Consider the following 14,838-nt stretch of genomic DNA (forward strand, 5'->3'; position numbering starts at 1 on the left):
TTACAAAAAAAAGGAGTACTTCAATAAGTACTCCTTTTTTATTATGTAGATGTTGTTTTGTACTTTACTAAACCAACACATTATTTACCACTTTTGGTACTTGCAATTTTTCAATTTTAGAAGATATGTTATTTAATAATTTTTTAGCGGCTTCAAGCTCGCTTATAAAAGATGCTTTTTCGGTAAATAGATTTTGGTAATAAAATATGCCTTCTTTTAAATTGTTTTTAAAAGTAACAAGGTATTTAATGTCTTTTGTTGATGCTATTTTTTTAGTTTCTTCTACCTTTTCTTCTAAATAGGTTATGTAAATATTTAGTTCTTTAATAAACATATGCGGCCGATCGGTTCTTGTAATTACAGTCTTACGCCCATAAATATGATCTGTAATCTCTTCTAACTTCATTATTTTTGAAAAGTAGGCCATATTAGGGCCAGGACAAATTGAAACACCTGTGCCTTCTGTTTTTGTGTCTAAACCATATGCAAGTAAAGCCGATGTTCCTAACCCAACACAGGTACACGATTTTTCAACTATTTTTTCATATTTACTAGAGTACTCTTCTTTTGTAAGATTTTCTTTTTCTAATGCCTGAATTTTTAAATGTTGATATATTCTAGAAGCAGTACATAAGCCAGAATTTCTAAAATCTTTATTTAAAGAAACAAATTTTTTAGGGCAAGAGCTTCCAGGTCTATTTTTAGCGATATTTTTAGCTTTTTCTTCGTCTTTAGTATTTCCTTTTAAACTGTGAAAAGGAATCCCTAACGGAGAAATATTACTCAAGTAAAGGTCTTTTTCTTTAGCCGAAACTAATTTGTTTAGAGTAGATTTATCTACCGTTGTAGCCTCAGGTACTAATAAAAAAGGAGTTCCCCAACCTACAGAGTCTACCTGGTAATGGTTTAGTAAAAAATCATGTTCTTCTGAGGTGCCTACACCACCTTGTGCGGTTAATTTTATTGGTAAAATTTTTTCTGGTAATGGTTTCCCTTTCCTCTCTAATGCAGTTACTAGAATATCATAAATTGAAGTAGCTAAAGAATCTTTTTCGTTTTTAAATTGCTCTAAAATAGGCCCCATTAAATAACCATCAGTAGCAAAAGCATGGCCACCACAATTTAAACCAGACTCTATTCGGTATTCAGAAACCCAAAGCCCTTTTTTTGCTAAAAATTTACCTTGTATAAGTGCAGATCTATAATCACTTACCTTGAGAACAATTTTCTTTGTTATATACCCATTTTCATCTGGGAAAAAATCATCAAATTGCTCAATGTAACTATACAATCTAGGATTCATTCCTGCGGATAAAATAAGTGAAGAATTAAGGTTGCTATTTGCATAGCCTCTTAAGGCCGCATGTGCATCATTATACTCCGTAGGTAGTTGCTCTTTTTTAACATAATTATCCTTATCAACTTTAGTCATGATGTTTACATCAATACTGCCCATAGATAATTTACCTTTAAGCCAAACTTTAACTTCTTCAAAATTAAAATGCTCTTTAGTTACTTTATTGAACTCTTGTTTTAAAAGAGAAGAATCTGGTAGAATAGAAAAGTATTTTTTTATTTCACTACTTGAGTCTTGTGTAGCATTTTTTAAAGCATCAAATTTCTTCTGTGCTAAATCTTGTATAAGATTAAGATAAGAAGTGATGCGTTTGGCTCTAAAATCTTCAACTTTTTCGGTAATTTCTGAATACGGTATTTCAGAAATATCGCAATACATTTTTCGTAATTTTTCTAATAGAATGTCATCTACTAATGAAATAACAGAGTCTATTCCAAAATGTGAAACTTTTAAAGGAGAGTCAATAGTAAAGCCTATTCCCATTACAGGAATGTGAAATGAATGTGTCTTTGCCATGAATAATTATTTATAAATTTTACGGGCTAATTCTAAAAATTGCCAAGTTCAAAGTTTAAATAATTAAGACTTTTAAAATATGATATAAATCAGGCTATTAAAATTTTTAAAAAGATTTTTTTATTTTTTTCTATGCTCAAACATTTTCATGTAAAGCATCGTATTCATTTGTCGGGCTCTGTTTTTTGCTGTAAATGCAGTATCGCCAATAAAAAGGTCGTCAATAGTCTCGAACCAAAGATTTAGCCATAAGCCGAAATGTTCAGGTGTAACACCACCGTTCATTTTATCATCTACATCATTATGTGCTTCTATTGGGTTTCCGTGGTATTTTCTTTTTTTTAAAAAAAATTGTGTTTCCCAAAAATCAGTTAGTAGTTCCAAATGACTTTCCCAATCTGTTATAATACCATTAAAAATGGGTCCTAAAACAGCATCTTTTCTCACTTTAGCATAAAAGCTTCTAACTAGTAGGCTAACATCGTCTCTATTTTGTATTTCTTTTTTATTCATTAGCTAGTTTAAAAGTATGAAGGTAGTTAATTGTGGCATTCTATATCAGATGATACTATTTCAGTAACTGGTTTTGGCGATACATAAGGTATACCTAGACCCAAACCTCTTACTATAAAAAGAGCTCCGATTACAATTACAAACACAGGAATCAATTTTTGTATTTTTTGTTTAACTCCATTTTTTAAAATACTGCTAAAGTATATAGCAATAGTCATTAAAGGTATTGTTCCTGTTCCGAATAATATCATATATAACGATCCTTTAGAAGGCGACTCCATTGCAATTGCTCCAAAAAGTGCCATATAAACTAAGCCGCAAGGTAACAGGCCATTTAAAAACCCTATAGTTAAAAAAGTGTCAGGTGTTTTCTTCTGTAATTCTTTCCCTAAACTACTTTTTATTCTCCCTATTACTTTATAAATTGGTTTTGAAAAATTAAATTCATTGAACTTTTTATAAGGAATTAGCACAACTACAATCATTAAAATACCAATTGCAATAGATAATTTTTGTTGCATCCCGAATACAGATAATCCTTTGCCTAGAAAGCCAAATACTAGCCCTAGTATTCCATAAGCAAGTAGCCTGCCAAAATGGTAAATAAATATTTGAAAGAATTTTTTAGAGTTACTTGCTCTATCTACAGGAAGCATAAAGGCAATGGGGCCACACATGCCTACGCAGTGCAAACTACCCATGAAACCTAATATGATAGCAGATAATAGCATTTAATAAGTGATGTTTTTTTTAAATAAAAATTCCTCGTTTTTATATTCCCAAGCTACTTTAATGTCCCAACGACCATCTAACAAACGTTTGTCAGGTACGAGCAAATGTGAATTGGATAGACTTATAGGAAAGTCAAAATCCAAGTGTTTATTAGATGGTCTATACAGGGACACCGTTCCTTTTACCTTATTAAAATCTAAAGTTTCAGGAAATTTTAAAAGTAATCCTTCGGGTGTTTTTTCTGTGATAATATTTACATTGTGGTCGTTAGCATTGTTTTCAGCATCTATTTCTTTTTGATATCCTAGTTCTGCCTTATAATATTCTTCAGTAACCAAATCGTGATTTGCACTGTCGTCTAAATTCATTTTAACGACAAAGAATACAATAAAGCTTATAAAAGCAATAAATGCTAAAACGATTCCTGTTCCCCAATTTATTTTCATAATTGTATTTTTAAATTAAATAGATTGCTACTTGTAACTTCTCGGAGCTAAAAAAGCAGTTGTAGTAGTTTCAATGAGTTTTTCACCACTATATACAGCTATCTTAAGTCTGTCTTTATCGCCACTTAAAGCCGAATTATTTATTTCAATAAATAAAGTCCCTTCTGCGATTTGCTGTGCAGGAACTAAAAAATTCTCATTTCTTACAAGTTTAATTTCTCCTTTGTGCGATAGTAATACAAAATGAACATCATCAATATCTTTAGAGGTTTTATTAACTAACTTATACGTGTATACATTGCTAATAATATTATCAGCTTTATGTTCGTATAACTGACCGGGTAATCTTAGAATATTAGCTTCTAAATCGTTTCTTAAAAAAAGCATTCCTATAAGCATGCCTGTTAGTATTACAAGTATGGCTATGTAGCCTTTTAAACGAGGTGTAAGCTTAAATTTTTCTTTCTTTACAATTTCATCTTCACTTGCGTACCTAATTAAACCTTTAGGTAGGTTTACTTTTTCCATGATACTATCACACTCATCAATACAAGCAGTACAATTAACACATTCTAGTTGTGTACCGTTTCTAATATCAATACCGGTAGGGCATACGTTAACACATTGAAAACAATCAATACAGTCACCATTACCTAAAGCAGATCGATCTTCATTTTTACGGTATTTTTTTCTACCATTTTCACTTTCACCTCTTTTATGATCGTAAGCAACAACTATTGATTTGTTATCTAATAAAACACCTTGCATTCTACCATAAGGGCAGGCAATGATACAAACCTGCTCTCTAAACCATGCAAATACAAAATAAAATACTGCGGTAAATATTAGTAATGAAACTAACGTACTTAAATGATTAAATGGACCATCAATTACATATCTAACTAAACGATCGCTACCTATTAGATACGCTAAAAATACATTTGCAATTAAAAAAGATATAACAAAAAAGATAAACCATTTAAATACTCTTTTTCTAATTTTTTCAGCATTCCACTCTTGGCGATCTAATTTAATTTGAGCACCTCTATCTCCATCAATCCAATACTCAATTCTACGAAAAACCATTTCTAAGAATATAGTTTGGGGGCACATCCATCCGCAGAAAATACGACCAAAAGCAACGGTAAATAATGCAATAAAAACCACTCCAATAAGCATGGATATTACAAACAAATGAAAATCTTGAGGCCAAAAAGGGAAACCGAAAATATTAAAGCGTCGTTCAAGTACATTGAACATTAAAAATTGATTCCCATTTATTTTTATGAAAGGAGAAGCTAATAAAAAAATCAGTAAAACATAGCTTACATACTTACGATATTCGTACAGTTTACCACTAGGTTTTTTAGGGTATACCCAAGCCCTTTTACCTTCATCACTGATGGTGCCGATAGAATCTCTAAAATGTTCGCTGTCTTGAGCCATTATTTTTATTTTTTGTACTCTAATTCATTACCACACTAGTAGAGTCAACCACTTGTGCGGGTATTTCATTTGTAGGAGTATTTGGGTCAACCCATAAATCACCTTCTGCAGGTTTTGGGTTTGCAGGAGTTTTACCATTAAGAGTTGTTAATACATAGCTGGCAACTTGTGCAATTTCAAGAGGTTTTAAGGTTTGTTTCCAAGCAATCATACCTTTACCATCTCTACCACCTTCTGAAATGGTATGGAATACATTTTTGACACCTCCACCCAATATCCAATATTGATCGGTAAGATTGGGTCCAATACCACCACCACCATCTGCCATATGGCATGCTACACAGTTAGATTGAAATACTTTTTCGCCTGCTTTAATATCGGTAGCATCTGTTAATAATTCTACGGTGTTTTCATCAACAAGATCTTTTGCATTTTTCTTGTATTCTTCTATTTCTTTTTTAGCAATAGCAACTTCTTGTTCATATTCTAAAACTTGGTTATAATCATTAAATACATGAAAACGGATAAGGTAAATAATACCAAAAACAATACTAGCGTAGAACATATAAACCCACCAAGGCGGTAATTTGTTATCTAGCTCTCTAATGCCATCATAGTCGTGATCTAAAACAATTTCACTTTCTACCTCCATTGGTTTAGAGCCAAGCATTTTGTTATATGTTTTCTTAGCCCAAGTCCACTCTCTTTTTTTAGCTTTAGAGGCTAAATAACGCTCTTTAGCCTCTTCAGAAAGTGTTTGAAACATCACGTTCTCAATTGCACCTAAAATCAATTCAATTGCAATTGAAATTAATAGAACTAGCAATAAAAACAACAGACTTATTGGGTAAGCAATAATTGCAGGTTTATCGCCGGAATCTATTGCATATTCCATTAACCCGAAAGTGATAAAGAAAACGACTGGAATTCTTATCCACCAAAGCGATTTGTTTTTCATAATTCTAAGTTTTGTTGGTTTTCTTTTTCTATTGGAAGCTCACTAACTTCTTTTATGTAATCTTTAGATGCTGTAAATACCCACCAAAAAAGAACTACAAAAAACACAAAGAAGATGAGCAATGATATCATTGGGTAAGTGGCAACGCCATCTATAGTTTCCATATACCCTTTTACAAATTTGAACATGGTCTTGTTATTTATTTTCTGGGATTAATTCTCCTGTTTCTTTTATTTTAATATCTGTACCTAAGCGCTGCAAATAAGCAATCATTGCAACAATTTCGCGATCACGCATTTCAGTAAATTCTAAATTATTTTCTTTAGCATACTTTTTATCAGCTTCGTATGTTTTTGCAAAATCGGGATCAGCATATAAATTATTCTCAATTTTAGTACCTTGAGTATCCATATTTGCTTGCGCATTTTTAACATCATCAGAAGTATAAGGCACACCTAAAGTGATCATCGCTTCCATTTTACTCTCCGTATCAGATTTGTCAAGCTTATCACGAACAAGCCAAGAATAAGAAGGCATTATAGAGCCCGAAGAAGTACTCTGTGGATCGTACATGTGGTTTAAGTGCCAGTTGTCTGAGTACTTACCACCAACACGTAATAAATCGGGTCCAGTACGTTTACTTCCCCAAAGGAAAGGGTGATCGTATACAAATTCACCTGCTTTAGCATACTCGCCATAACGTTCTACTTCACTTCTAAAAGGACGAACCATTTGTGAGTGACAGCCAACACAACCTTCACGTATGTATAAATCTCTACCTTCTAACTCTAAAGGCGTGTATGGTTTTACGCTTGTAATTGTTGGTATGTTCGATTTTACTAAAATGGTTGGTATAATTTGAACAACACCACCTATTAAAATAGCTACAGTAGCTAGTATGGTTAATTGAACAGGTTTACGCTCTAACCAAGTGTGAAAAGTTTCTCCACTAATTCTTCTTTTTGATACACGTACTAGAGCAGGTGCTTCAGCTAATTCATCTTCAACATCACTACCAGCTCTTATAGTCAGTACAACATTGTAAATCATCACACAAGCACCAATAATATACATAGTACCACCAATAGCACGCATCCAGTACATAGGCATTATTTCGGTCACAGTTTCTAAAAAGTTACCATATACTAAAGTACCGTTAGGGTTAAATTCCTTCCACATTAATGCCTGTGTAAACCCAGCAACATACATTGGTAATGTGTAAAGTATAATCCCTAAGGTTCCAATCCAAAAGTGAAAATTTGCTAAACCAATGGATGCCAGTTTTGTTTTAAACATTTTAGGAACTAACCAGTAGATCATCCCGAATGTCAAAAAGCCATTCCAAGCTAACGCACCTACATGCACGTGAGCAATAATCCAATCACTAAAATGAGCAATTGCATTTACATTTTTAAGAGACAGTAATGGGCCTTCAAAAGTTGCCATACCGTAACCTGTAATAGCAACAACCATAAATTTAAGCGTAGGGTCTGTTCTAACTTTATCCCAGGCACCACGTAATGTAAGTAAACCATTGATCATGCCACCCCATGATGGAGCTAATAACATAATAGAAAAAGCAACGCCTAAATTTTGAGCCCAATCTGGCAAAGCAGAGTATAATAAGTGATGTGGACCTGCCCAGATGTATATAAATATTAATGACCAAAAGTGAACAATAGAAAGTTTATATGAATAAACAGGTCTGTTTGCTGCTTTAGGAATAAAGTAATACATTAAACCTAAAAAAGGCGTAGTCAAGAAAAATGCAACCGCATTATGTCCGTACCACCATTGTACCAAAGCATCTTGTACACCAGCGTAAACCGAATAACTTTTTAACCCGCTTACGGGTAGCTCTAAACTATTAAATATGTGAAGTACTGCAACTGTAACAAACGTAGCAAGGTAAAACCAAAGAGCAACATATAAATGACGTTGTCTTCTTTTAATCATTGTACCTATTAGGTTAACCCCGAAAGCAACCCAAACTACAGCGATAGCAATATCAATTGGCCATTCTAATTCAGCATACTCTTTAGAAGTTGTATACCCAAGTGGTAATGTAATTGCAGCAGCTACAATAATTAGTTGCCACCCCCAAAAATTAAAGCCACTTAAAAAGTCACTATACATACGTGCTTTAAGCAAACGTTGGGTAGAGTAATAAACACCTGCAAAAATAGCATTACCAATAAAGGCAAATATTACGGCATTGGTGTGTAGAGGTCTTAGTCTACCAAAACTTAACCACGAAATTCCGTCGGTTATATTTGGGAATAAAAACATGAAGGCAAGTAATAGACCTACCGACATACCAACAATGCCCCAAAACATAGTTGCGTAGAGGAACTTTTTAACGACTTTATTGTCGTAATAAAACTGCTGTACTTCCATAATTAATTATTTAAACTTTTTAAGTTGGATGGGTTTACTTTTTTTTGTTTCACTAGTTTTTTTAACTAGTTCATCTTCGAAAAGAATTCGAACAGATGGTGTGTAAGAATCATCGTATTGACCACTTTTTACTGAAATGATAAATGCAATAAAAAATAAAATTGCGACTGCAATACTTATCGTTAATAAAATATAAATGACACTCATACCTACCTGAATTCTTTTGTAAAACTACGGTGGTGATTTAGGGTATAAAATGACATTTATCAGGTTTTATAAATTATCTCAATTTTCTTCCTAAAATATTAGTAGCTATTGTCGTGAAAGCAACAATACTAATAGAACTCAAAGGCATTAATATTGCCGCGATAACAGGTTTTAATTGTCCTGTTGTAGCAAAATAAAGGCCAATAATATTATAGAGTAATGATAAAACAAAACTCCATTTTATAATTTTTATAGCTTTTTTTGATGCTAAAATATAAGTGTATAACTCTTGAAATTTAGTAGCATCTAAAATGGCATCACAGGCAGGAGAAAAAATAGTGACGTTTTCTGAAATAGCGATGCCAACGTTACTTTGTGCTAAAGCACCTGCATCATTCAAACCATCACCAACCATAACTACTTTTTTGCCTTGGTTTTGTAAAGACTTTATAAACTCTAATTTATCTGAGGGTTTTTGGTTAAAATATAATGGTGTTAGTTTAGGTAGTAGTTGTTCTAATTTATTTTTTTCACCCTCATTATCACCAGATAAAATAGCTAGTTGCAAACTTTCGGACATTGTTTTAAAAAGATCTGATATACCTTCTCTATATTCATTTTTAAATATAAATCGACCTTTGTAATTATTGTTGCTACTAATATATACGGCAGTATTTTTAATAGAATCTTCAGCGGTGTTACCTACAAAATTTGCAGATCCAATTTTTATATGGCGGTTATTAATGGCTCCTTCAATACCTAACCCTATATGTTCTTCATATTCATCAAGTGTTACAATGTCATTTGCCGAAAGTATGTTATATAAACTTCTGCTTAATGGGTGGTTTGATGCTCTTAATGTATTTTTTAAAAGTAATTCTTCTTCCTTTGTAAGTTCTAGACCCTCATAACTGGCTGTGCTTTTTTTAGCCGTGGTAATGGTGCCTGTTTTATCAAAAATTGCAGTGTCTATTTGTGCTAATTGCTCTATGGTTTGTGTGTCTTTCAAATAGAATTTTTTTCTACCAAAAATGCGTAGCATATTACCTAAGGTAAAAGGAGACGCTAATGCAATCGCACACGGGCAAGCAATGATTAAAACAGCGGTAAATACGTTTATGGCTTTACTAGCATCGTAGAATAACCAGAATAAAGTTGCTGCAAAAGCAATAGTTAATACAAAAATTGTAAAACGTTTACCAATACTATCTGTTAGGGTTTGAAATTTACTTGACTTATCTTCTTGAAAAACAGCATTACTCCATAGTTGGGTTAGGTAACTTTGAGAAACAGATTTTAATGCTTCCATTTCAATAGCGCCGTTTAATTGTTTCCCACCAGCAAAAATTTTGTTACCTGAGGTTTTATGAACAGGTTCTGATTCTCCTGAAACAAAGCTATAATCTATAGTGGCGTTTCCATTTATTAAAATTCCATCAACAGGTATCAATTCTTCATTTCTGATGAGTAATCGATCTCCTTTTTTTATATTATGTACCTGAATTGATTCCTCTTTTTTATCTGAAAGAATACGAGTTACAGCAATGGGGAAATAGGATTTGTAATCTCTTTCAAAAGAAAGAAATGAATATGTTTTTTGTTGAAAAAATTTACCTAAAAGAAGAAAAAATACAAGTCCTGTTAAGCTATCAAAAAAGCCAGACCCCCAATCAAAAGTAATTTCTAAAGTACTTCTAATAAAAAGCACTAAAATACCTAAAGCAATAGGGACATCTATATTTAATAGTTTAGAACGAAGCCCTTTATAGGCAGATATAAAATAATCGTTTCCGGCATAGAAAACTACTGGCAATGATAAAATGAACATCAGCCATCTAAAAACGTCTTGGTATTGGTTTAACCAAAATTCACCTCCAGTATTTTTACTTGTAGAAAGGTCAAAATACTCAGGGAATGATAAAAACATAACATTACCGAATGCAAAACCAGCAACACCTAATTTATAAATAAGAGTTCTATCGGCTCCTTTTTTTTTGTTATCAAAATCATCTAAAGATATGTAAGGTTCGTAGCCAATATGCGCTAATAAAAGTGCAACGGCTTTTAGCGAAGTTTTTTCTGTGTTATAAGATATTCTGATTGTTTTTTTAGGAAAATCAACCTGCGAATTACTAACAGCGGGGTTCAACTTATTTAAATTTTCTAAAATCCATATACATGAACTGCAATGAATATGTGGTATATATAAATTTACAATTTGCAGGTTATTATCATTAAACTCTGTAAGACGTTCAATTATAGATTCAGTTTCTAAAAAGTCATATTTACCTTCTGTTGCTTTGGGTGTGGCACCTGCAGCTGCTTGTATATCGTAGTAATAGGATAAATTGTTTGATGAAAAAATATCGTATACGGTTTTGCAACCGTTACAGCAGAAGTTCTTATCATCAAAATATATTGGCTTTGTTTCGCAATTATCACCGCAATGATAACATTTTTTAGTTTCCATAAACATTTGCTTTGTACCGAGTACAAAGTTGTGAATCAGCATTTTATTAAAACATGACATTTGTCATATTTAAGCTTTTTTATAACTTGTATCTTTGTAGTGTCAGGTAAATAAAAGGGTATGAGAGAAGGTAAAGAGTCTAGATGTGAACAATGTATAATTCGACAGTTCAATTCATTGCGTGCAATGAATAAAGAAGAGTTGAAAAAAATATCAGACACAAAGGTTACTCGATTGGTTAAAAAGGGAGAACCTATTTTTCAAGAAGGAGAAAAGTTGAATGGTGTTTTTTGTGTTAGAGAAGGTATTTCTAAGCTTTCTAAATTAAGCGCAAACGGAAAAGATCAAATAGTAAAACTGGCAACAAAAGGGCAGGTTTTAGGGCAACGATCTGTAATAGCTGAAGAAACTTCTAATCTGAGTGCTGTTGCTGTTAACGATATGGAGGTTTGCTTTATACCTAAAGATGGTATTATGACTACTTTAAATACAAATCCTAATTTTGCAGTAGAAGTACTGAGGCATATGGCTCACGATTTAAAAGAGGCAGATGATGTTATTGTAAACATGTCACAAAAAACGGTTAAGCAACGTGTAGCGGAAGCTTTTTTATACATGAAAAAAAATTATGGAGAAGATAAAGAAGGTTTTTTAGTATTGACATTGTCTAGAGAAGATATCGCAAATGTAGTTGGTACAGCAACAGAATCATGTATTAGAATTATATCTGAATTTAAAAAGAAAGGATACATTAAAGCCTCTGGTAAAAAAATAGCAATTACAGATGTGAAGGGGCTTACTGAACTTATGGAGAGCTAGTTATCGAAAAAGAATAGAACCTGATATTTGTCATAGTTTTTGTTTTTCATGTACTATACTTTTACATTAAGTTATAAAATGAAAGAGTGATGAAAAATGTTTTAATCCCTACAGACTTTTCTGAAAATGCCTGGAACGCAGTTAAATATGCAATTGAATTGTTTAAAGATGAACAATGTAATTTTTATTTGCTAAACACATTTACGCCGAATATAGCAGCAAGCAGATTCATGGCTTCTGTAATGCCTGAAGAAACATCCGATGGTGAAAATAGTTCTAGAAAAGGCTTGAGTGCTCTAATAAATAAGATACAAAACGAAAACCCTGATCCTGCTCATCTTCACAATTTTAAAGCAATTTCTTCTTTTAGTTTTTTAGTTGATGAGGTAAAGGAAGTTGTTGATACATATAATATCCACTTGGTTATTTTAGGCACAAAAGGAGCTTCAGGCCTTGCTGAGGTTTTTATGGGTAGTAATGCTGTTCGTATTATTAAAACGGTGAAAAATTGCCCCGTATTAGCGATACCTGCTAGTTTCGATTTTGAAAAGCCAAAAGAGATTGCATTCGCTACAGATTATAATAGATTTTATACTTTTTCAGAATTACAGCCACTAATAGAGTTGGCACAAACCTTTAATGCAGTAATTAGAGTGGTACATGTGCAGCCAAAAATTAAGGCATTAACAGAACTGCAAGAGTTTAATTTAAATATGCTGCGTAGATACCTAAGTGAAACAGAATATTTTATTCATACCATATCAGAAGTAAATTCGGTTTCTAAAACATTAGAAATTTTCACAAATGAGTTAGATGTTCATTTGTTAGCGATGCTAAACTACCAACATAGTTATATAGAACAAGTAACTAGAGAACCGATTGTGAAGAAAATAGCATTCCATACACAACTGCCGTTATTAGTGCTTCCTGAAATGGGAATAGGCATTACACAAAAAGCAAATATAGAAGGTGTTTTAAGCGCTAAAGTTTAAGAATAAAACATGTATTAAAATTATGTTATACGTTTTGTAATATCAAGAGTTTGATTTTTATATTCGTTATTTTTGATTAAAATATTAGGATATGAATCTTCCGAATACAAATCAGAAAAGAATCGTTATAATTGGTGGCGGATTTGCCGGAATTTCAGTAGCAAAAAAGTTAAAAAACTTAGATGCACAAATAGTAATGATTGATAGGCATAACTATCATACATTTCAGCCACTTTTATATCAAGTTTCTACGAGTGGTTTGGAGCCTGATTCTATTGCATATCCTATTCGAAAAGTTTTAAAAGAACTCGATAATTTTTTCTTTAGATTAGCGGAAGTCGAAAAGATAGATCCTAAAAAACAAGAAATAATTACAAGTATTGGAGCCTTATCATATGATTATTTGGTGATGGCAACAGGTACTAAAACTAATTATTTCAATAACGAAAATATTGCTGAGAATGCAATGCCTATGAAAACTGTTCCACAGGCATTAAATATCAGAAGTTTAATTCTCCAAAATTTCGAAAAAGCAGATGATACTAAAACGATAGAAGAAAGAGCAGCATTGTTGAATTTTTGTATTGTAGGTGCGGGCCCAACAGGGGTAGAGTTAGCAGGAGCTTTAGCGGAATTAAAACAAAATGTTTTTCCGAAAGATTATAAGCATTTGAATATAGCGGAAATGCAAATTCATTTATTTGAAGGAGGAACCCGAGTATTGCCTCCAATGAGTGAGAAAGCTTCTAAAAAAGCAACTGAATTTTTAGAAAAACTAGGGGTTAAAATTCACTTAAACACAATTGTTGAAGATTACGACGGTAAGGTTGTTAAAATAAAAGGCGGTGAAATTTTAAAGTCTAATAACTTTATATGGACAGCAGGAGTTACAGGCGCTGCCATTGATGGTTTTGAAGCTTCAAATTTAGTAGAAAGATTAAATAGATATAAAGTAAACTCTTTTAGTCAAGTAGAAGGGTATGCTAATATTTTTGCGATAGGTGATATTGCGTATATGGCAACAGAGAGCTTTCCAAAAGGACACCCGCAAGTAGCCCAGCCTGCAATTCAACAAGGAGAAAATTTAGCAAAAAACCTTAAAAATATTTTAGATAATAAAAAACTAATTCCTTTTAAATATAACGATAAAGGTACGATGGCTACCGTAGGGAGAAATAAGGCAGTTGTTGATTTAGAAAATTTAAAGTTCGGAGGTTTTCTAGCTTGGTTTATTTGGATGTTTGTACACCTGATGGCTTTAGTTGGTTTCAGAAATAAAGTAATTGTATTCTTTAACTGGGCGTATAATTATATTAATTACGATAAAGCAGCGAGACTAATAGTTAGGCCTTATACTACTAAGGAGTAAAACCTAAAAACTTTTCTGATATATAGAAAACCTTTCATATATTTGCAAAGTTGTGTTGTGCTTCGAAAGAAGTACAGTTGTGGTAACAACATTCTTATTAACTTTATCACTTAATAAAGAATGTAGAAACCGATGAAAGGCTTTCCTAATTTGGGAGGCTTTTTTTGTTTTATAATAATTTATTTTCCTGATTTATCTAAGTTAGCACGTTCAGGTTCTTCTAAATTATCTTTACTTTCCCCACCTTGCCCATACAAGCTATTTTCTTCATCTTTCAAACCTAAATTAGGCGTCAAGTTTACTTCGTGTCTTCCTGGAACATCTAAATCTTCGCCAGTAAAATCAATGTTGTCTTTTCTATCTTGTAGTAACGAATCATCTCCAGTATCCATGCTTAGCCCTTTTTTTCCTAAAGCTTGCAAATCATCTTCGGTTACATTCGAATTATATTTTTTTGTTTCAACAACGTTTTTATTTCTACTCTTTTCCATAGTTACTATTTTTAATAAATTATAAATGCAAGTTCTATAGTATTAGTAGGGTAGATTAACGCAGTTGCATTTTTTATTGCTTCGTTAGCTAAGTCGCCGATTGCCTGTTATGAAAAGCACTTGAA

Annotated in this window: 14 protein-coding genes; 3 read left to right on the forward strand and 11 right to left on the reverse strand. The window is 32.5% G+C overall.

Features of this window, described 5'->3' with window-relative positions:
• Positions 1-67: 67 nt before the first annotated feature.
• The 10 genes from H0I23_RS16200 to H0I23_RS16245 all read right to left on the reverse strand — a co-directional run bounded on the left by H0I23_RS16200 (position 68) and on the right by H0I23_RS16245 (position 11,042).
• Positions 68-1,873: a hypothetical protein gene (locus H0I23_RS16200; RefSeq protein WP_216784325.1), complete on the reverse strand. Its 1,806-nt coding sequence runs from the start codon at positions 1,871-1,873 to the stop codon at positions 68-70.
• Between the two features lie 120 nt (positions 1,874-1,993).
• A complete protein-coding gene (locus tag H0I23_RS16205) occupies positions 1,994-2,386 on the reverse strand; it encodes a group III truncated hemoglobin (RefSeq protein ID WP_216784326.1) in 393 nt (130 codons plus the stop codon).
• Between the two features lie 26 nt (positions 2,387-2,412).
• Positions 2,413-3,117: a sulfite exporter TauE/SafE family protein gene (locus tag H0I23_RS16210; protein WP_216784327.1), complete on the reverse strand. Its 705-nt coding sequence runs from the start codon at positions 3,115-3,117 to the stop codon at positions 2,413-2,415.
• Positions 3,118-3,564, reverse strand: a complete 447-nt coding sequence (locus H0I23_RS16215) for a FixH family protein (protein ID WP_216784328.1) — start codon at positions 3,562-3,564, stop codon at positions 3,118-3,120.
• 27 nt (positions 3,565-3,591) lie between these two features.
• On the reverse strand, positions 3,592-5,010 hold the full coding sequence (gene ccoG, locus H0I23_RS16220; protein WP_216784329.1) for a cytochrome c oxidase accessory protein CcoG: 1,419 nt from the start codon (positions 5,008-5,010) through the stop codon (positions 3,592-3,594).
• Between the two features lie 19 nt (positions 5,011-5,029).
• Positions 5,030-5,968, reverse strand: coding sequence for a cbb3-type cytochrome c oxidase N-terminal domain-containing protein (locus H0I23_RS16225; protein ID WP_216784330.1), 939 nt, complete (start codon positions 5,966-5,968; stop codon positions 5,030-5,032).
• The gene (locus H0I23_RS16230) at positions 5,965-6,156 is read right to left on the reverse strand and encodes a CcoQ/FixQ family Cbb3-type cytochrome c oxidase assembly chaperone (protein ID WP_216784331.1); all 192 of its coding nucleotides are present in this window, start codon (positions 6,154-6,156) and stop codon (positions 5,965-5,967) included. Before H0I23_RS16230 ends, H0I23_RS16225 begins: the two co-directional genes overlap by 4 nt.
• Before the next feature lie 7 nt (positions 6,157-6,163).
• Positions 6,164-8,365, reverse strand: coding sequence for a cytochrome-c oxidase, cbb3-type subunit I (gene ccoN / locus H0I23_RS16235; RefSeq protein WP_216784332.1), 2,202 nt, complete (start codon positions 8,363-8,365; stop codon positions 6,164-6,166).
• Between the two features lie 6 nt (positions 8,366-8,371).
• On the reverse strand, positions 8,372-8,572 hold the full coding sequence (gene ccoS, locus H0I23_RS16240) for a cbb3-type cytochrome oxidase assembly protein CcoS (protein ID WP_216784333.1): 201 nt from the start codon (positions 8,570-8,572) through the stop codon (positions 8,372-8,374).
• 73 nt (positions 8,573-8,645) lie between these two features.
• A complete protein-coding gene (locus tag H0I23_RS16245) occupies positions 8,646-11,042 on the reverse strand; it encodes a heavy metal translocating P-type ATPase metal-binding domain-containing protein (protein WP_216784334.1) in 2,397 nt (798 codons plus the stop codon).
• A 120-nt stretch (positions 11,043-11,162) separates the two neighbouring features.
• Between H0I23_RS16245 and H0I23_RS16250 the strand changes: the two genes are divergently transcribed.
• The 3 genes from H0I23_RS16250 (at position 11,163) to H0I23_RS16260 (ending at position 14,222) form a co-directional block, all read left to right on the forward strand.
• Positions 11,163-11,861, forward strand: coding sequence for a Crp/Fnr family transcriptional regulator (locus H0I23_RS16250; protein WP_216784335.1), 699 nt, complete (start codon positions 11,163-11,165; stop codon positions 11,859-11,861).
• Positions 11,862-11,950: 89 nt separating this feature from the next.
• On the forward strand, positions 11,951-12,853 hold the full coding sequence (locus tag H0I23_RS16255; protein ID WP_216784336.1) for a universal stress protein: 903 nt from the start codon (positions 11,951-11,953) through the stop codon (positions 12,851-12,853).
• A 91-nt stretch (positions 12,854-12,944) separates the two neighbouring features.
• A complete protein-coding gene (locus H0I23_RS16260; protein ID WP_216784337.1) occupies positions 12,945-14,222 on the forward strand; it encodes an NAD(P)/FAD-dependent oxidoreductase in 1,278 nt (425 codons plus the stop codon).
• 179 nt (positions 14,223-14,401) lie between these two features.
• Here H0I23_RS16260 and H0I23_RS16265 read toward each other — a convergent pair whose 3' ends face one another.
• Entirely contained in the window at positions 14,402-14,713 is a 312-nt protein-coding gene (locus H0I23_RS16265; RefSeq protein ID WP_216784338.1) for a hypothetical protein, read from the reverse strand.
• Positions 14,714-14,838: the final 125 nt, after the last annotated feature.

Source organism: Cellulophaga sp. HaHaR_3_176, assembly GCF_019021925.1.
Classification (GTDB): domain Bacteria; phylum Bacteroidota; class Bacteroidia; order Flavobacteriales; family Flavobacteriaceae; genus Cellulophaga.